Origin of the sequence: Methanosphaera sp. A6 (assembly GCF_001729395.1) — an archaeon.
In the GTDB taxonomy this organism is placed as follows: domain Archaea; phylum Methanobacteriota; class Methanobacteria; order Methanobacteriales; family Methanobacteriaceae; genus Methanosphaera; species Methanosphaera stadtmanae.
Genome location: NZ_MAIF01000130.1, coordinates 1 through 20558 on the forward strand (window position 1 = coordinate 1; position 20558 = coordinate 20558).

The window sequence follows — 20558 nt, forward strand, 5'->3', positions numbered from 1 at the left end:
AACACCATTATAAAGTCATGGATAACTTCAATCAAGTACATAAAAAAGAAAATAAAAAAAAATACTCTAAAACAAGCATCCAATGGAGTATTAGTACAAATAATATTTTCTTTTTAAAACTTATACTTTTTTTTAAAAATCAGATACAAAATAATATATCATATTAAATCATTACAGATATTAGATAAATATATATATTATATGTGTAAAAAAAATAACTTAAGATACAAAGTAATTTGTATCGAAATTAAAAAAACATGAGAAACTGTGTATTTACAAAAAAATCTTTAAAACAATGTAAATAATAGATAGCCATCCGAAATTTAAAATAGGAATATTAAAATCAATCTATTTAAAAAAAATTGAAGTTAATGATTAACTAAATAATAGATAAAACATAATCAAAGTATTAATTTAATTACTATTATGAATATGATAATTCAACCAAGTATAATAAAAGTAATTATCACTATCAAGACTCTCAATAACAATAGTATGATATAATATTTCAAAACTTAAAGATTTTACTAAAATTATATACATTATTTAAAAATAGCATCATATTTCTGAATTATGATCATAGTATCATCATAACAACTATAACATATTCGTAATTCATTGTTCTACAAGATTAGATGAAATTTTAAATAAGTAATATAAATATTACAATTAACAACTAGTGAAAAATCAAAAAGCAATGCTAAAAATACACGAAAAATAATTTGATTTATACAAAAACAACCACTATAACAAAGCAAATACTACTAATTGTATAAATTAAAATTATTTAAAAAAAAATGAAGTTATCCTAGAAAATTAATATTTATTCATAAAAACTCTCTCAATTTCATAATATTATTGATAAAATATGAAATTGTAGACAAAAAAATTAAATTTATCTTTCTTAGTCTAAAATACCCTATATATAATGTTGAGGATGATAGACAAAGAATATAAACAATTAAAATCATCAGTAACACTAAAATAATGGTTTGAAGATAATTATTTTAAACCTAAAAAAGAAGAAGCTATGATTAAACAAACCCATGGGCTGTGGGGGATAGCTCGATTAATCTAAACTACAATAATAGTTTATTGCCCGAGAAACACCAACCATAATAGTTGGAGTAAGTCAAAGTCTATTTATTTTTTTTTAAGAGAACTATAACTTTATTTTTAGAGGTTATGACATGATTTAATAACTACTTGTTCCAATCATGTCATAATCTCATTTTATGATAATTCCTCATTTCTTTCTAAACCTTTGATTAAAGAATCATATAATGATTTTCCCTCAGAAAGACTATTTATAATAGCTTCTGTTACACCCCCAGGTGTTGAAACTTCCTTTACAAATTCTTCTTTATTTGATTTGGGAACTAATTTCTCTGCTTTTGAAGAAATTTCAATAAAATCTGAAAATTCCTCAGCAATTTTTCCAATAGCTTCTTTATTTTCATCTAATTGTGCATCGACAACAGAGTAAACTGCAGGTAAACATCCTGCTAAAACCATGTATTTCATTTGATTTTCATTATCTAATACGTAATAATCTATTTCTAATAATTTAAAAATAGTATTAGCTTTCTTATTTTCTGGGTATACTCCTGCTATGGCATTATAATTTCTAATTGTACCAGGACCTGTTGGTATAATGCGTACAACATTGTTTGATCCTGTTTGTCTTTTAATAGTATCTATACTTATACCAGCCATGAAAGAAATTACAAGTACATCTTCATCTAATCCAAATTCACCAATCTGTCTAAAGTTCTGTGGAGGTACAGATAAAATTATTATAGAACACGATTTTACAATATCTGAATTATTATGTATTAATTCATCTAAATTATTATCATATAAATCACTGAATGTGAAAATAGAACCATTATATGATAGTTGTATATTTTCTCGAGGATATTTTTTTTCAAGTAATGATAGTGCTAATGCTTGGCCTATATGCCCTGCTCCTATTATTCCAATATTATTTTTAAAAAGATCATCTTTCATAAATATTATTCTCTAATTGAATACTATAATACTTTATTAAGATATAATAATATAATAATAGTTAATCTAAAAAAGAGGGGGTTAATACCAATGATTGAAAGTAAATATAAATTTCTAAAAACCATAACAAAACAGTTATATAATATGAAATCAAAGAAAATAGGCAAGGAAATTGATGGTACAACACCTCCTTCAATTTTTATTGGTAGTTATAACTATCCTAAGGTATATGCTGGACCATTAATTGCACCAGAATTTGAAGATTCCATGATTATGGATCAACCTGAAGAATGGATTTCAACAAATACTTCTCAACAAGAGATTATAAATTATCGTCTGAATCTTGTAAGGGGAAAACAGACAATTGGAATAAATGATCTTGAAAATAGTTATGTTGAAAAATTACAGGAAATATCTATGGCTTCAAAATCAATAGTTAGTGAAGCAGAATTTAATAAAAAGCCATATGGTATGACTTTAAGTGCAGAAAATACCCCACATGGACCAAGTGCTCTTCTTAAGAAATTTGATATTGAAAATGTAAAATGGGATTATCAACTAGAAAAAGCATACTATGATACTGATTTAAGGGCAAGTGATGCTGTTGAAATATTACATAAGAAAAATATTCCATTTTCACAGATACAAAAAGCATTTTCTGTTGGAACTATGGGTGAGAAGAAGAATAGAAAATTAGTACCTACCCGTTGGTCAATAACTGCTGTTGATACTACAATTGCAAATAATTTACTTAAGAATGTTAAATATTATTCTCAAATTGATTGTTATAAAGTATATGAATTTACCAGTCTAAATAATTATTATGCTATTCTTGAAATACCTACACCATGGCAATATGAATGGATGGAAGCCTTTTTAAATACAAGTAATGGTGCTATGATTTTTACTGATTATGAACGAGATCATGGAAAAAAAGAATATTCACGTGTTGGTGGATGTTACTATACTGCTAAGATGGCTGTTCTTGAACAGATGGAACGGGACAAACAACAAGCAGGTTGTATTATTTTCAGAGAAGCTAATGAAGATTATATTCCATTGGGTGTGTTTAATGTGCGTGAGAATATTCGTCATGCAATGAATTCAAAGCCTAAGGAATTTGAAACTATGCAACAATCACTAGATTATATTGAAACAAAATTAAAACTTACAATTAAAGATTTTAGAAGGGCTAGTGATTTATTAGATGAAATATTAAAAGAAAGACAAACTACTCTTGATGAGTTTTTCTAGGTTGGTGATATATTTGTTAAAATTAGATTATAAAAAACGTTCTGAAGATGCATCTTCCCTTATGAAGGAGGCTATTTACTCTAATCATGATTATTATACTGATGCTATTGAAGGTATTCAAGAGTTATTGCCTTCAAATGAAACACATATACTCAATAGTGCAAATAGTTGTATATTAACTGTTGTTGAAGCACTACCTGAACCCATACTTATACCTGATGAAGGTGGATGGAATGGATTAGAAAGAAGTGCAAAGATATTAAAAAAACAAGTAGATACTATTGACACAGATGATGGTATTATAAATATTGAATATCTTCATAATTATTTAAAAAATAACAATGTAGGTTCTATTTATATTACAACTCTCGCTGGTTATACTGCATTACAACCTGTAAATGAAATTTTTGAATTATGTGCCCTATATGATGTTATCCTTGTTTTAGATATTTCAGGTACAGTAGGATCTAATGAATTGTCATCACAAGAACACTGTGATATCCAAGTATGTTCAACAGGCTCACCTAAAATAGTGAATATAGAAAATGGTGGATTTATAAACAACATAACACAGAAATTAAAATTCAACAACCACCTATTAAAAACATTTAAAGCAGATAATATAACATGTGCTGGAATAAGTAATGAAATAACAAAGGCACCACTCATATTAGATAAAACAATAAAATTAAATACTTATCTTAAAAAAGAATTATCAAAAAAATTAGAAGATGATACAACACATAATGTCATACATAGTAACTCCATTGGAATAAACACCATATTTACAACAGAAAGTAAAAGTAAAACTAAAAAATTAGCATATAATATAAGACAAAAACTCGATATTACAGATAATAAAAGTATAATAACAACAGGCCCTAATTATAATAGACTAAAAAAACCATGTGTTGCCATAGAAGTAAAAAATTTAGATATAAATCAATTAAATCAAGAAAAAATTGATGAATTAATAGAAATTATAATAGAATCAATAAATGAACAATGAAGTTACTCCATGCAGTCATATATTTCAAGTGTAAAAATCATTACAAATTATTTAAAAAAAGAAAAAGAGAATTAATTTTTTATTGAAAGTAATGCAATTTTTTCACAGAGAGTATCCTCTATATTTTCATCATTTACTAGTTCATATTTCTCCACTATTTTTTTAGAGTCATATTCTTCTAGTAATTCATCACGTCTATTGGATAAAAACATTTCTACTTCCATTATTTGTTTATCTGTTGTATTAATATATACTACTGTAATATTTCCTTGTTTTTTAATTCCAAGTAAGTTAAGAGCCTGTGTTATTTGTTTTTGTGCTGATAATCTTACACATATTTCAAGTCCTCTGTCATGAGCAAAATTTTGTTTTTCCTGAAATGCCTTTATTGACTGTGCTATTGCTTGATTTAAGTGTTTAATTCCACAGATATAATCACAATCCAATAACTGTATCGTTGAATCTTCTTTTTGGGAAGTTATGTTATCTATTTTTTTTAGAAATTCTGGAATATTTTCAATTGTATTATCAGGATAGGAATGTATTGTTATTGTGTATTCATTAAGTAATTGTTTCTGTAAATCCATTCTTTCATCTTCTTTTTTCATCTGTAAGTATTTTATTTACTCCTTTTAAATATGCTTCTACACTTGCCATTATAATATCAGGTTCTGTACTTCTTGCTGTTATTACCTTATCATTATATTTAAGTTTTACAAGTACGTCAATCAATGCATCTGTTCCACCAGTAATTGCATCAACATGGTATTCTTCAAGTGTAATATCAGCAGTATCTTTAATTGTTTTTCGTATTGCCTCAATTGCAGCATCAACTGGCCCTACACCTACTCCTGCTTCTATTCTTTCACTATTATTTATATTTACTTTTACTGATGCTGTTGGTGTTACTTTATTTCCAGAAACTGTTGTGTATTCTTGAAGTACTAATGAGTCTTCCATGTCAATATTTAGAATATCATCTGTTATTGCTTGTAAATCCACATCTGTTACTGTTTTTCCCATGTCTGATAATGATTTTACTCTTTCAAATATTCTATTTAATTCATCATCTGTTACTTGTGTATTAGTTTCCTTTATTTTTTCATGTATCACATGTTTTCCAACATGTTTTCCTAGTATAAATCTTCTTCTATGTCCTACTGTTTCTGGTTTTATTGGTTCATATGTTTCTGATTTTTTTAGTACTCCATCTGCATGTATTCCAGATTCATGTGCAAATGCATTACTTCCAACTATTGCCTTATTAGATTGAAGTGTAACTCCAGATATTCTCTCTACAAGTTGAGATATTTCATAGAATAATTCAGTTTTTATTCCTGTTTTTATGTTGTATAATGATTCTATTGCCATTACTAACTCTTCACAGGAAGCATTACCTGCTCTCTCTCCAAGACCATTTATTGTTACGTGTGCCTGTTGTGCTCCAGCATTTAAAGCTGCTAGTGTATTTGCAACTGCAAGTCCAAAGTCATTATGACAATGAACACTAAGTGGTTGTGGAAGTTGTGCTAATTCTTTATAGAATTCATAGGAACGTTCTGGTGTTAAGATTCCCACTGTATCACATGCACATAGCCTATCTGCTCCAACCTCAATACATTGATTATATAGATGTTTAAGATCATCCATACCTGTTCTTGTTGCATCTTCTGTTGATAATTCAACTATTAAACCATGACTTTTAGCATATTCTGTTGCATTAACTGCCATTTCTTCTACTTGTTCTCTTGTTTTACGTAGTTTATAGTCAATGTGTAAATCTGATGATGGAATTACTAGATGAATACTATCCACATCACAATCAAGTGCTGTATCTATATCTATCTTCATTGGTCTTGCAAAACTACATATTTCTGCATTTAACTTATTTTCTGTTATGGTTTTAATACTTTTTTGTTCATCTTTTGATGTTATAGCAGAACCTGCTTCTATAACATCCACACCTAACTCATCTAATTTTGAAGCTATTCTTAACTTTTCATTAGATGTGATTAATACTCCAGGTGTTTGTTCTCCATCCCTTAGAGTAGTATCCAATATTTTTAAATCATTTAACATGATTATCACCTATTTTTTTGATAAAACAGTTATTATACGTGTTAAACTTTTATGCATTCTAATAGCATGTTGTTGATTAATTTTAAGGGATGTACCCTCTACAACTTCATTTAGGTCTATGTAATGTGGACTTGCCATACATATATACCCATCATCTTTTAAATAATTTGAAATTGCAATTAGTGCTTCATGATATAGTTCTTTTGTATTATCTCCACCAAGAGTTGTTGATATACCATATGGTGGATCCATTGCCACTGCATCAACTGTTTCATCAAGTTCTAATTTTCGTACATCTTCCCACATTATTTTAAAGTCTTCAAAACCTTCATGTGCCAAGTTAAGTTTTGAACCTTCATACATATGTTTTTCAATATCTGAACCAATTAATTTAGTATTTAATATTCCTGCTTCTATAAGAATTCCACCAGTTCCACAGAATGGATCAAGTACAGTGTCGTTGTTATGTACATGAGCTAAATTCACCATACATAATGCTAGTTTTGGACTCATTGAACCTGGATGAAAGTATGGTCTTTTATGTGGTTTGTTGTCAAAGAAATGTTTTTTATCTTGTTCTATTATTAATTGGCTTATTATTACTTTATTATATTTTTTTATAGATACTTCTTTGTATTCATTTACTACTTGTTCTGGATTTGTGTATATTAACTTAATTGTACATATTGCATCATCTAATGATACTGGCATGTTTGATTTTTGTTTAATAAATCCACCAATATTACGTTCAATTTTATCTTTATCAACATCACCACCACCCATACGTTTAACACGTACTTTAAATGAATCTGTAACATATTTTGTCCAATCTATATCCTCTATTGATTCTTCAAGTTTTTCTGGTGTTGTTTTAGATATTGTTTTTAGTATTTCATGAGTATATCCTAAATGACTTCCCAATTCTACAATATCTTCCCATGTAGCCCCAACATCCAATTCTATTATTCCAGGATATTCATTTAAAATAGTGTATTTTATATCCAATGTTTCTAGTCTTGATAATAGTTCTGCTTTAGGTAATGTTTCATTTTCTTGGGAAAGTACTACAGTGATTTCCATATATTTTTCAGTCTCCTTACACCTATTTTTGGTAATAATTTAAAAATTATTCCTGTTTTTATTAATTGTTTTAGTAATGGAATTTGATTATCCATATCACCATATTCTGAAATTATTTTATCAACATCATATTCATTTAATTGATTGAACATATAATTAAAATCATCCTCAGTCATGTTTTCCATTATATTTTGAACATTATGTTGAGTCCTAAATTCTTCATCATATCTTTCATGATATTCTCTTTCATAGTTTTCTAGGTATGAATTATCTCCAGATTCAAGCATTTTATTACTGTTATTTTTTGCAATTTCTGTACAGTTAAATCCTGAAATAATACCTCCACCTGTTGTAGGTTTAACTTGACTTGCCGTGTCTCCTAGAAGTATTGTGTTGTTTTGAACTATTTTCTTATTAATATTAAATCTAGGAATAATTCCATAATGTTTTTGAATAATTTCATCATTTAATGAAAGCTCATTATCCAATAGTTTTGTTGCTCCACCATAGGAATTTTTTGTAAATAAACCAATTCTTGATTGGTTAGATGATACTGGTATTTTCCATAAAAATCCAGGTAATAGTTCTTCTCTAACAGATACATCCACAAATTCAGTACTTGGATTATCTGTTTGTATAGTGTATTGTATTGCCATGAATGAATCTTCATCTAAATTAGGATTCATTTTCTTTGATGTTTTTGAATTAGGTCCACATGCTACTGCTATTAATTTAGCTCTATGATATGCATTACCTATTCTTAATGTGGTGTTGTTAATATCAACATCATCCACCATTGTTCCTATATGGGCATCCACTCCAGCATTGATAGCTCTATCAAACAAGTACTTATCATACAATACCCTATCTAGCACATATGCTACTGTATTATCTTTTTCAACATGTATTGTCGTTTTATTTGGTGATATTAAGTTAGCTCCCCTAACTTCATTAGATATAAATTCTCTTGGTAAATTTTTAGTATCATCAATATTTGTTGAAACCAGTCCAGCACATTGTAGTGGTTGACCTATCCTATTTTTCATATCAAAGAGAGCTACATCATATCCTAATTTTGCCATTTTATATGCATATGTAGATCCTATTGGTCCACCACCAACTACAATTATATCATAATTTGTCATATTTTACATCCAATTTGTTGTATAATTCAAAAAAAAATCTATAATAAATATAACTCCATCAATCTAAAAAAAAAGAAGGTGAAATAAAATTATTTATACTTTTTAAATCTATTTTGATGTTTGTTAATTATTTCATCCAGTTCTCTTTTAGATTTTTTCTTATCCCCCATCATTTGTTTCCATTTAGAAGTTTTAGTATTTTCTTCTTGGATACCTCTATAATCCCTTTGATTATCAAAATTCTGATTATAATTATCATATTGGTAATCCTGTTGATAATTATTTGATTGAGTATTGTATTTGTTAAATCTAGGATCATATGTGGAATTGAAATTTGAATATCCCCTATATGAGTCTGATTGGACATTACTTATCTTATTCATTACAATATCTTCAACTTTACTAGGATTTGGTACTGCATCAAGAATCGTTTCTGAGTTATCATGTCCACCATAGATTATCATATTTCCACAGTTTAGAATTCTTTCAATAATTGATTGAGAAACTTCTATATCTTGTATTTTACTATAAGACATGGCGATTTTTTCTTTATGGAAAAATCCCCTCCTTATTATTACACGTTGTTCTGTTAAAGTATAGAGTGTATAATTCCAATCTAAAACATCCAATCCTATTTTTATAATTACAATTAAAATACAAAAAATAAGTATTAATTCCATTATAAAAGTCATATTTTCAAGATTGATTTGAAAAGTTGTTAATAAATTACTTTGTATACCATAGAATACTGTTATTAATGGTGCAAATAAAAATACTAACAGGAATAATACCACTATTTTCAGTACAAAATTATCTGAGTATAATAATATGTTCGGTCTTGTTTCAAGAAGAACATGTTCACTATTAGATGGTCTATTATCATAGGTATTATACTTATTTTGCCTAGATTGATTAGGTTTTGGCATCATAGATAATCATGCCCCCATTTATTATTTTAAATATGTTAAGTATATTTGTTAATAATAAATAATATAATTTTATAAAAGATTTAAAAAAAAGATACTTGATTCTATAAAATAATAAATCGTGATTTTAATGCCAAAAAATACACTCCATATAAAAAATATAGATATTCAAACAACACATATCATGTTAAAAACAGATATTAACTGTGATATTAAACCATTTATTCAAAACCAGAGAGAAATAATTTTAAATGAAATTAAAGAAAATCCCAATTTTCTAAAATCATATACCCCCATACCCCTAATTGATAAGAAACCTATACTCAAATTAATGACTAAAGCTGGTGAAATAGCAAATACTGGACCTATGGCTGCTGTTGCTGGAAGTATAAGTGAGATGTGTTTAGATTATCTTGAATCATTTAAAAGTAAATTTTCAATAGTAGAAAATGGTGGAGATATTGCTCTTAAAACAAACAAAAAGATAAATATGGGTATTTATGCTGGAAAAACTAGTTTTTCATATAATTATGGTTTTAAAATAAAACCTAAACCTTATAAATACGGCATATGCACCTCCTCATATGATGGTCCTTCAAAAAGTTTTGGTAGTACTGATGCAACCATAGTATTTAGTAAACAAAGTAGCATAGCTGATAGTCTTGCAACAAGTATTGGTAATTATGGAAATGGAAATACAGAAAATGAAGTTGTTCATAATGCTCTAAGTTATGCTGAAAAATACAGTGACTACTATGAGGGAGTTCTTGTTATAAAGGGAGAAACTCTTGGTAAAACTGGACATATTCCACAATTAATCTCAATTAACAACACACATGTAAAAGAAGCATTTGAAATAGAATAGATTTATAGATTTTCAAGACATACCTCTTGAAGAACTTGAGCATCAGGATTATCTGGATAGATCACTAAAACCTTTCTAAAACATTTAATTGCATTGTTAAAATCATCCAATTCCATATATGCCACCCCTTTATTATTTAACACTATAGGATTGTTTTCATTTAGTTTTAATGCATTATTATAACATTCAATTGCTTCTTCATATCTTTGCAGTCCAAGGAGTGTATTTCCTTTACTTGCCCAAGTATTTGAATCTTTATCATTATCTAAACATAATTCCAATGATTTATCATAGGAATATAATGCTTCTTCACTTTTACCAAGCATATTCAATACTGTTGCCCGTTCATTCCATACATCAGCATCTGTATCATCTATTTCTATAACCATGTCAAAGGAATTTAAGGCATTTTCAAAATCATTAAGCATTTCATAGATCAATCCTCTCCAATATAATACTGTTGTGTTATGCATATTGATACTTAATGCTTTATCACTCATTTTAAGAGCCTTTTCCAAATCATGTTTATTTAGGTATGCTATTGCTATGTTATTATAGAGATATTCATTGTCTGGTTCTAATTTTATTGCTTTTTTATAATGATTTATAGCATCCCCAAATTGTCCCAGACGTGAGAGTGTATCACCAATTCTATTTAGTAATTTTACATCATCATGATCATATTCTAATGCCGCCTTGTAACAGATTGATGATTGTTTATACTTACCCATCTCAAATAATACATCTGCCTTTTTAATAATCATGTTTTTTTGATTAATTGCTGAACCTTCCCATTGTGTTACATGTAACTTACGAAATTCAAATACTTGAAACTTATCTTTACCACTTGTATTGTTGGGATATGTTTTTTTAAGATCTTTCTCCATTTCCTTCGAATTTTTATATCCTAACTTAGTAGGCAGTGTTGCATCTTCTATTATTTGATTAAATGTCAGTATCTCCACCCTTGTAACTTCAGCTTCAAATAATTTTTCCCGTTCTTTAGATAGGATATTCCAGTAACAATATAACCTATCACCCCTATATAATGGTTGTTTCCACAAACGTCTAATTGTAACATTGCGTTTTCCACTAATCAAATCAATATCTCTATTTCCTAGTAATAAAATTGGCATGGTTTTTACTCTTTTTTAATTGTTTGATTTCCAAATTGGTTAGATTTAAGATGAATTTCAGGTATTGTTGTATCTAGAGAATTTATAATTTCTACAAGATCCTCTGGATTTGGTTCTTCATATGTTGAAAGACTTATATCATATGTTACTCTGTTTCTAAATTGTTGTAATGTATATATATTACATCTAAGATTTCTTGTTAATTCTTGAATATCTTCTGGTTTTAACAAATTTGGAACATATGTTGTACGACATTCTAAAAATACATTGTGATTTAATATTATGTCAATTGATTTGTTAATACTTTCCTTAACATTATTTGGATACACATCACTAATTTTATAATATTTATCTAATGGTGCTTTAATATCTATTGCTACATAATCAAGGTCATCTATAATTTGGTTTAAATTTTCAGGATGCAATCCATTTGTATCTAATTTAATTAATAAATCAAATTCTTTAGCTTTTTGAATATAATGTTTTACTACATCTATATGTAGTAATGCTTCACCACCACTTATTACTATAGCATCAATAAAATCAACATTTTTATCTATTTCTTCTTCAACCTCTTCTATATCCCACCGTGATAATGATTCATTCTTTAATAATTGAGGATTGTGACAATATTTACATCTTAGGTCACATCCCGGTATAAATAAAACTAATGCCATTTTACCTGGATAATCTAGTGAAGAATAAGTTGGTTGTATATTCAATTAAATCACTCAAATTCTAAATAAGTATTTTTTTCTAATATAATAATAAATTGTTTCATAGTAATATAATAAGTTTATTTATAAATTAATTTATTAAAAAAAATAAATGTTTAAATAAAAAATATATATAATAAATAAAGAATATTTTTAGTTATATTAATTAAATTTAAAATATGGAAAAAATATGTGATAATTATGGCTAATAAAACTAAAATTTATGACGGTGCACATGTAGTTGATGATGTAACATTAGGTGATAAAGTATCAGTATGGTATAATGCTGTTGTAAGAGGAGATCTTGAACCTGTAACTGTTGGTGAAAGATCAAATATTCAAGAAAATAGCGTTGTACATGTAAGTACTAATTATCCAGTTAAAATTGGTAAAAATGTATCTATTGGACATAATGCAATTATACATGGTTGTACTATTGAAGACAATGTTTTAATAGGAATGGGTGCTATTGTATTAAATGGTGCACATATTACTAAGAATTGTTTAGTTGGAGCAGGTGCACTTGTAACTGAAAATAAAACTTTTCCCGAAGGATCACTTATCATTGGATCACCTGCAAAAGCTGTACGCGAATTAACTAAAGAAGAAATTAAAGAAATTACTGAAAATGCTGATGAATACGTTGAATTAGCATTTGAAAAAGAATAAAAAAGGGATTATATGGTAAAAACAAGAGCAATATTAGAGGAATACAAAACTTACGTTCCAGGTAGATCTAAAAAGGAAATTGCTGAAGAATATGGTGTTGCTGAAGAAAGTATTATTAAACTTGGATCTAATGAAAATCCATGGGGACCTTCACCTAAAGCAAAACAAGCAATTATTGATTCTATTGATGAAATAAATAGATACCCTGAATCTAATCATGAATATATTAAAGAACAAATTGCTAAATATGCTAATGTAACAAAAGATCAAGTTATTATTGGTGGAGATGGAGCTGATGAATTATTTGAAGTATTAGCAAAAACTGTTATTGATGAAGGTGATGAATTTATAGTACATCAACCTACATATACATATTATGAATATACCTTCAAACAATCTAATGCTAAAGCTGTTTATGCTACATGGAATATTGAAGAAAATAAATTAGATGTGGACTCTGTCCTTAATAACATTACAGATAAAACAAAAGTAATTTTCTTATGTACTCCAAACAATCCTACAGGAGGACTTATTCCACAAGAAGATATTGTTAGAATTATTGAAGCTACAGATGCTCTTGTTGTAATAGATGAAGCATATTGGGAATTTTCTGAAGTTAATAATGTGAACTTACTTAAAAAATACAATAACATATTCATAATAAGAACCTTCTCTAAAGTAATGGGTCTTGCAGGTTTAAGAATTGGATATGGTCTTTCAAATCCAGATTTTATAGAAAAAATGTCAAGAATAAAACCAGTATTTAGTGTAACAGTTCCTTCTCAAAAAGCTGTTATTGCAACATTAAATGATGAAGAATTTATTAAAGAATCCACAGAAAAAGCAATTACTGAGAGAGAATACTTGTATGAAAGTGTTAATAGTATAGATAACATTCATATTTATAAATCCAAATCTAATTATTTGTTAATGGATGTTCGAAAAACAGGATACACAGCAGCAGAATTAACTTCAAAGTTAATGTCTAGGGGTGTAATTGTACGTGACTGTACAAGTTTTGTTGGTCTTGATGAATATTATATTCGCATTAGTGTTGAAACACATCCAAAAAATGAAAAATTTATTGAAATATTAAAAGAAATAGTAGAAAATTAAAATATTTCTATTATTTTTTCATTATCTAATTTTTTTTTAGTGTCTTATAGGATCATGATATATCAAAGCAGCAACTACACTTGCCTTATCTATTACTTTATGTGTTTGAATTACTTCCCTATAATCAATTATTTCAAGGCCCCTTTTTTCTATCATATACTCTGCCATGAATTTTGCTTCTTCTTTTAGTTGTTTAAGTGTTCTGTTAATCCCAGATGTTTCAATTACACAACCCATCTCTTCTGCTTGAGCAAATGCTATTACTGCAGATATTTCATCCCCTGGATTATCTGAATATTGATGAGATAATACACAGTTTGTCATTTCTCCTGGTTTTAATTTAGGCATTGGTATTACTTGAGTATTTGGTGGTAGCATACTTGATACTGGAATTAAATTAACATTACCTATATCTGCATCAAGAAGTGCATTGTCAAATGCATTTAGTTTTGTTGGTCCTTCTGATGCACCTTTTGTTAGTGATACTTTCATGTTTTAGATTTCCTCCTAGGACTTGTTATATTATTATGTTTAAATTATCTTTTAAAAAGGTATTCTATTTCATATATGTTATATGAAAGATTCTTTTAATTACATTTAGTTATAAAAATCAAAAAGTATATAAGCCTACTTTTATATATAAAAAATATGTAAATCATGAAAAAGCTACTAAAAAAACAAAAGAAAGAATAAATAAAAGCTTAAGAAGATTATAAAAAATAAAATAAAAGTTAATTATTATAATGAAGATTAATTTTATTAATTCATAAAAAACAAAAGGAGTAAAAACATGACCCAAGAGATGGAAAATGAAAACCTATCATTTACACAACAACTGAGAAAAGATGGATTCATAAAAGATATAGACACCAATCCCACATGTTTTGATGATACTGATAGCCAAAATCAATTACCAATAATTTTCATACCAAATACAATACTCTTACCACATACAGATATAACACTTAACCTTGACAAACAACACACAGACAACCTACTACACACAGTAGATGATAATAATCATGGAATTATATTAACACCAAAAAAATTAGAAGAAGGAAATGGAAATGTAGAATTCTATGATGTGGGGGTAATTCTAGAAATAAAAAGTTTAACAGAAGACAAAGAAAATGAATTACTACCAGAAGAATATGTACTTGAATTAAAAGTTAAAGATAAAGTATATGTTAATAAAATCCTTAAAAAAGATGGATTCTTCCATGCTCAATATAAAATACTTCCAGAAGAAAATACTCTAACAGAAGATGAAATAACAGAATTAAACAAAAACATAGATGAAACAGTACTTGAAATAGCAAAATTCCTACCAAATACAGATAAATATACAAGAAAAATACTTGGAAAACTAGATACACAAGATAAACTTGCAGAAGTATTTCCATTTCTAAAAGTTCCAATTAATAAAAAACAAGAACTACTTGAGTTAGATTCTGTTAAAATAAGAGCTCTTAAAGTTATACAACTACTTCTTGAACAAAAAGATGCAATAGGCATACAAATGGAACTTGCTAAAAAACTTAACAAAAAAATGAATGAAACACATAAAAACACTCTCTTGAGAGAACAAATGAAGTTGATTCAAGAAGAACTTAACATGACAGATGATACTCCAGCACATAAAACCTACAGAGAACGTATAAAAGATGCCCAACTTCCAAAAGAAGTTGAAGAAGCTGCACTTGAGGAAGTAACAAAATTAGAAAGACAAGGACAAAACAATGCAGAAGAAAATATAATAAGAAACTATCTTGATACCATACTTCAACTACCATGGCATAAAGAAGAAAATCCTACAATTGACATAGTAAAAGCTAAAAAACAATTAAATGATGATCATTATGGATTAAAAAAGGTAAAAACTAGAATTATACAACATTTAACTGTTCTTAAAATGAAAAAAGACAAACAAGGATCTATTCTACTATTTGTTGGACCACCAGGAACTGGAAAAACAAGTCTTGGAAAAAGTATTGCGGCAGCACTTGAGAGACCATATGTAAGAGTAAGTCTAGGTGGAGTAAATGATGAATCTGAAATTAGAGGACATAGAAGAACGTATCTTGGAGCTCTACCTGGACGTATAATCAATGGAATGAAAAAAGCTGGAAAAACAAATCCAGTATTTGTTCTTGATGAAATTGATAAAATGACTGAATCTCTTAATGGAAATCCAACTAGTGCACTACTTGAAGTTCTAGATCCTGAACAGAATGATTCATTCTCAGACAACTACCTTGAAGTACCATATGATCTATCAGACGTATTCTTTATAGGAACTGCTAATTCATTACAAGACATACCAGGACCACTAAGAGATAGACTAGAAATAATTGAATTAGATAGTTATACAAACACTGAAAAACATCATATTGCAGATGAACACTTAATTAAAGAAGTTCTCCTAGAACATGGCCTAACAGAGGACGATCTTAAAATAACATACGATGCTATTGATTGTTTAATTGAAAAATACACACGAGAATCTGGTGTAAGAGGTCTTAAAAGAGAAATTGCAGCAATTGCAAGATATGTTACTGAAAAGATTGTTGTTGATAATGTTGAAAGACCCTATGTTGTAGATGAAAACATGCTCTATGACATATTAGGTCATGAAAAATCACATTATGATAAAGTTCCAGATAGTAATCCACCAGGTGTTGTTACAGGTCTTGCATGGACACCTATAGGTGGAGACATATTATTTATAGAAGCTGTACTCTTACCTGGAGAGGAAAAATTAAAATTAACAGGACAACTTGGTGATGTTATGAAAGAATCTGCACAGATTGCACAAAGTTTAATAAAATCAAGACTTGCAACTGTACTTAAAGATTCAGATATTGAAAAAAGAGATATTCACATCCATGTACCTGCAGGATCAATACCCAAAGATGGTCCATCTGCAGGAGTAACACTACTTACAACAATAGCATCCCTTGTAACAAATACTCCTGTTGATTCCACACTAGCTATGACTGGTGAAATTTCATTAAGAGGAAAAGTTCTACCTGTAGGTGGAATAAAAGAAAAGGTAATAGCTGCACATAGATCTGGTATAAAAACAGTTTTACTTCCAGAAGAAAATATGAAGGATCTTGATGATGTACCATGTGAAGTTAAAGATGATATGACATTCAAACCAATGAAAACTGTTGATGAAGTATTATATGAAGCTCTTGGACTAAAATTACCTGAAAATAAACCTTTAAATATTTCCATTGATGAAATAAATAAAGTAACACCCTAATCCCCTTATTTTTTTTAATTAAATAATTTCCAATTAGAAAAATCTTTTTTAGATAATATATGCTAATTTTATAATAAATTAATTACAATATATTATATAACAATATAATGAGAATTTTGAAGTGGAAAAATGAATGATAATGAAATAAATTTTTGGCTAGACTTATTCGAAGATATGACAAATAAAGTGGAAGATGCAATAAATACTGCCAGAAACGATCCCCAAATAAGAACAATAACAAAGATAGGAGCAGATGGAACACCAACCCATAAAATTGATGAATATGCTGAAGATATGGCTATTGATATTCTTAAAAAGAGTGGAAAATCATTGATTGTTATTAGTGAAGAAAGTGGAACTATTAAAATAGGTGATAATCCAGAAGCAATTATTATAATGGATCCTTTAGATGGTACAAGTAATGCCTTAAAAAACATACCATGTTATGGTATTTCTCTAGCATTAGCTAAAATTAATTCTGGAGAGGATTTAGAAAAAATTACACTGGAAGATATAGAAATAGGTTATGTTAAAAACTTCCCTATTGGTGATGTATACATGGCTGTAAAAGGTCATGGAGCTACAAAAAATGATAAACCAATGAAGATTTCAGAGATTACAAAAGCATCTGAATCAACAGTGAGCACTTATGTTTATAGAGCTAAGAAAAATAGTCTTAGTAAGTTATGTTCATCAGTTAGACGTATGCGTTTAATGGGTGCTATTGCAATAGAATTATGTTATGTTGCCGATGGAACATACGATGTATTCCTAGATATTGGCCAGGTAAGAGTTCTTGATATTGCTGCAGCACAATTAATAATAAAAGAAAATAATGGTATTGTAACCAATGCAAAAACAGGAAATATAAATAATCAATTGAATTTAAAAGAAAAAACATCGATAATAGCAGCAGCAAATGAGAAAATACATGAAGATATTATTAAATTGTTAGAATAAGTTTGTGATTTATATGAGAATTGGAATTATCTCACGTACTGATAAAGAAGAAGCTATAGAACTTGATGATACTATTATAAAATATTTATTTGAAAATAATATTGAAGTTGAATTAGATTCACAACTAACTAAAAAACTTCCACAATACTCAGAAAATAGTGTAGATATTACAAAGATGAATGCTGATATTGTATTATGTGTTGGTGGTGATGGAACAGTCCTACATGCTCAACGTTATCTATCTCCAAAGAAAATACCAATACTTAGTATTAATATGGGAACTGTGGGTTTTTTAACTGAAGTTGATCCTGAGGACATATTTGAATGTCTTGATAAATTATTAAGTTATGATTTCTTTATAGAAGAAAGATTACAATTAGATGTTCTAATTGATTCACAATGGCATACTGTTTTAAATGAATTGGTGTTAATGACAAGTCAACCTGCTAAAATGTTAGATTTACGTGTTTCTGTGGATGAAGAAATTGTAGATGAAGTTCGTGCTGATGGCTTAATTATATCCACACCCAGTGGATCTACTGCTTATGCTATGTCTGCGGGAGGACCAATTGTTGATCCTAGGGTTGATGCAGCAATTATCATACCAATATGTCCATTTAAATTAAATACTAGGCCAAAAATAGTTCCAGCAGATAGTATCATCACAGTTAAATTCTTAAAAGAAGGTAAAAAAGGAGTTGCTGTTCTTGATGGTATTGTAAATAAGGAATTTGACTATTTAGGAGAAATTAAACTTAAAAAATCCGAAAATTCAGCATATTTTGTTAGATTTAAAAAGAATTTCTATAATAGTGTAAATAATAAATTAATTGTAGGTTAACTACAATTTTCTCTTTTTTAGGTGTTGATATGAAAAACATATTAATTAGTGATGCTAATCATGGTGGACTTACACTTCTTGAAGAATATTCAAAATACACCAAGAATAATTTATTTTTCTATGATACATACAACAAACTTAATTTAGATATGAAAGAATTTTATAAAAAAAAATATAATGTTGAGTTTCTTTCATTAGATGATATTAGGAAAAATGAGGATAAATATATTACAATTAGTCCCATACATATGAAACCATTATTTAGGTGTGATTATACTCATCATGAATTTACAGGATATTTAATTAAAAAACATGAAGAATGTTATGGATGGAATTTTAAGATTATAGAAATTACTGGTGTTAAGGGAAAAACTACAACTGCAAACTTAATAATGGAAGTTTTAAAAAATAAAAATCTTCTTGTTTTAACAAGCCATAATCTTCTATATAAAAGTTGTGAAAGGGAGATTGTTTTGGATAAAACACTGAGTATCACACCAGCCAGTATAATTCATGCCCTTAATAGAGCAAAAGATATGAATTTACTCAGTAGTATTGATTACTGTATTTTTGAAGTATCTCTTGGTATAACAACAAATACAGACATTGGTATTCTAACAAATATATTAGAGGATTATCCAATTGCAGATAATAGCCAAAGTGCATCTAGTGCAAAAAAATCAGTTTTTAAATCAAAAAAGGTTATTTGTGATAGAACTACCCTTAAGAAGTACTACCCACACATGGACAAAAATATTATAACTGTTAGTTTAGATGATAAAACTGCAGACATCTATACAACAGAGATTGATTATAATATTAAGAGTACTTCAATTAGAATAAAATACTGTGACTATGAATTTAGAGTGAATTGTTTTGCCCTATGTGATTTTTATATAAATAACATACTATATGCTGTGTGTGTTGGTTTGTTGTTGGATATTCCAATAAAAACAATTACCTCAAATATAAAGGATACTCTACCAATAGAAGGTAGAGGATCAATTAAATATATTGAAGATAAAATAGTTCTTGAAGATATTAATCCAGGACTTAACACCACATCCATATCAAAATGTATTTCAAATCTAGAGAGATATTCAAATAATTATGTGTTGATTGTTGGTGGAGATTATGGTATAACTTGTGAGGAAATAGATGAAGAGAAGTTATCTAAATACATATCCACCATAGATTCACCTATTGTTTTAACAGGAGATGTTGGATATAATCTATTAAAAAAATTAGATAAAGACTATGAATTCTATCATGAACTCACTGATGCTTTTAATTATTTACTTAAAAAGGATTATGATGTTATTCAAATAATTTACAGAAGTGAGTATGCTAGAAATATTACATATCTTCCAAATTAAATATAAATTGAAACTAATTAAAATTATTTGTAAGAGTATAAAAAGAAGAAGTAACTTATTGAGTAATATATTTATTTAAATCAAAGACATGGTAAAAATATATTAAAT

The 20558-nt window shown here is 28.0% G+C and carries 18 protein-coding genes; 9 read left to right on the forward strand and 9 right to left on the reverse strand.

The features are described from left to right. Positions 1 to 1233: 1233 nt before the first annotated feature. Complete coding sequence (locus A9758_RS05185; protein WP_011406890.1) at positions 1234 to 2010, reverse strand: pyrroline-5-carboxylate reductase; 777 nt, start codon at positions 2008 to 2010, stop codon at positions 1234 to 1236. A gap of 90 nt (positions 2011 to 2100) precedes the next feature. Here A9758_RS05185 and A9758_RS05190 point away from each other — a divergent pair, with 90 nt between their 5' ends. Both A9758_RS05190 and A9758_RS05195 read left to right on the forward strand, forming a co-directional pair. Continuing rightward, a complete protein-coding gene (locus A9758_RS05190) occupies positions 2101 to 3264 on the forward strand; it encodes an Nre family DNA repair protein (RefSeq protein WP_011406891.1) in 1164 nt (387 codons plus the stop codon). A 13-nt stretch (positions 3265 to 3277) separates the two neighbouring features. After that, complete coding sequence (locus A9758_RS05195; RefSeq protein WP_011406892.1) at positions 3278 to 4273, forward strand: hypothetical protein; 996 nt, start codon at positions 3278 to 3280, stop codon at positions 4271 to 4273. Between the two features lie 71 nt (positions 4274 to 4344). On the opposite strand, the gene cgi121 is transcribed toward A9758_RS05195, so the two are convergent. From cgi121 to A9758_RS05220, 5 genes are all read right to left on the reverse strand, one after another. Next, positions 4345 to 4860, reverse strand: coding sequence for a KEOPS complex subunit Cgi121 (gene cgi121, locus A9758_RS05200; RefSeq protein ID WP_011406893.1), 516 nt, complete (start codon positions 4858 to 4860; stop codon positions 4345 to 4347). 4 nt (positions 4861 to 4864) lie between these two features. Further along, complete coding sequence (locus tag A9758_RS05205) at positions 4865 to 6352, reverse strand: (R)-citramalate synthase (RefSeq protein WP_011406894.1); 1488 nt, start codon at positions 6350 to 6352, stop codon at positions 4865 to 4867. A gap of 9 nt (positions 6353 to 6361) precedes the next feature. Further along, complete coding sequence (locus A9758_RS05210; protein WP_011406895.1) at positions 6362 to 7432, reverse strand: DNA methyltransferase; 1071 nt, start codon at positions 7430 to 7432, stop codon at positions 6362 to 6364. Continuing rightward, on the reverse strand, positions 7417 to 8577 hold the full coding sequence (locus tag A9758_RS05215; RefSeq protein ID WP_011406896.1) for an NAD(P)/FAD-dependent oxidoreductase: 1161 nt from the start codon (positions 8575 to 8577) through the stop codon (positions 7417 to 7419). The genes A9758_RS05210 and A9758_RS05215 overlap by 16 nt, the downstream gene beginning before the upstream one ends. A gap of 89 nt (positions 8578 to 8666) precedes the next feature. Continuing rightward, complete coding sequence (locus A9758_RS05220) at positions 8667 to 9506, reverse strand: PH domain-containing protein (RefSeq protein WP_011406897.1); 840 nt, start codon at positions 9504 to 9506, stop codon at positions 8667 to 8669. A 127-nt stretch (positions 9507 to 9633) separates the two neighbouring features. Here A9758_RS05220 and A9758_RS05225 point away from each other — a divergent pair, with 127 nt between their 5' ends. Further along, positions 9634 to 10368 (forward strand): UPF0280 family protein, encoded by a 735-nt coding sequence (locus A9758_RS05225; protein ID WP_011406898.1) that lies wholly within the window; start codon positions 9634 to 9636, stop codon positions 10366 to 10368. 2 nt (positions 10369 to 10370) lie between these two features. Here A9758_RS05225 and A9758_RS05230 read toward each other — a convergent pair whose 3' ends face one another. Both A9758_RS05230 and A9758_RS05235 read right to left on the reverse strand, forming a co-directional pair. Beyond that, positions 10371 to 11504, reverse strand: a complete 1134-nt coding sequence (locus A9758_RS05230) for an ASCH domain-containing protein (RefSeq protein WP_011406899.1) — start codon at positions 11502 to 11504, stop codon at positions 10371 to 10373. 5 nt (positions 11505 to 11509) lie between these two features. After that, a complete protein-coding gene (locus tag A9758_RS05235; protein WP_011406900.1) occupies positions 11510 to 12226 on the reverse strand; it encodes an anaerobic ribonucleoside-triphosphate reductase activating protein in 717 nt (238 codons plus the stop codon). Between the two features lie 195 nt (positions 12227 to 12421). On the opposite strand from A9758_RS05235, the gene A9758_RS05240 reads away from it, so the two are divergent. Both A9758_RS05240 and hisC read left to right on the forward strand, forming a co-directional pair. Next, on the forward strand, positions 12422 to 12889 hold the full coding sequence (locus A9758_RS05240; protein ID WP_011406901.1) for a gamma carbonic anhydrase family protein: 468 nt from the start codon (positions 12422 to 12424) through the stop codon (positions 12887 to 12889). A 12-nt stretch (positions 12890 to 12901) separates the two neighbouring features. Next, entirely contained in the window at positions 12902 to 14005 is a 1104-nt protein-coding gene (hisC, locus tag A9758_RS05245; protein WP_011406902.1) for a histidinol-phosphate transaminase, read from the forward strand. Between the two features lie 36 nt (positions 14006 to 14041). Here hisC and A9758_RS05250 read toward each other — a convergent pair whose 3' ends face one another. Next, entirely contained in the window at positions 14042 to 14497 is a 456-nt protein-coding gene (locus A9758_RS05250; RefSeq protein ID WP_011406903.1) for a pyruvoyl-dependent arginine decarboxylase, read from the reverse strand. Between the two features lie 298 nt (positions 14498 to 14795). On the opposite strand from A9758_RS05250, the gene lon reads away from it, so the two are divergent. The 4 genes from lon (at position 14796) to cfbE (ending at position 20450) form a co-directional block, all read left to right on the forward strand. Then, positions 14796 to 17273, forward strand: a complete 2478-nt coding sequence (lon, locus tag A9758_RS05255) for an endopeptidase La (RefSeq protein ID WP_011406904.1) — start codon at positions 14796 to 14798, stop codon at positions 17271 to 17273. Positions 17274 to 17402: 129 nt separating this feature from the next. Next, positions 17403 to 18233, forward strand: coding sequence for a bifunctional fructose-bisphosphatase/inositol-phosphate phosphatase (locus A9758_RS05260; RefSeq protein WP_011406905.1), 831 nt, complete (start codon positions 17403 to 17405; stop codon positions 18231 to 18233). Between the two features lie 13 nt (positions 18234 to 18246). After that, the gene (locus A9758_RS05265; protein ID WP_011406906.1) at positions 18247 to 19074 is read left to right on the forward strand and encodes an NAD(+) kinase; all 828 of its coding nucleotides are present in this window, start codon (positions 18247 to 18249) and stop codon (positions 19072 to 19074) included. 29 nt (positions 19075 to 19103) lie between these two features. Then, positions 19104 to 20450, forward strand: coding sequence for a coenzyme F430 synthase (gene cfbE, locus A9758_RS05270; RefSeq protein ID WP_011406907.1), 1347 nt, complete (start codon positions 19104 to 19106; stop codon positions 20448 to 20450). The last annotated feature ends 108 nt before the right edge of the window (positions 20451 to 20558 follow it).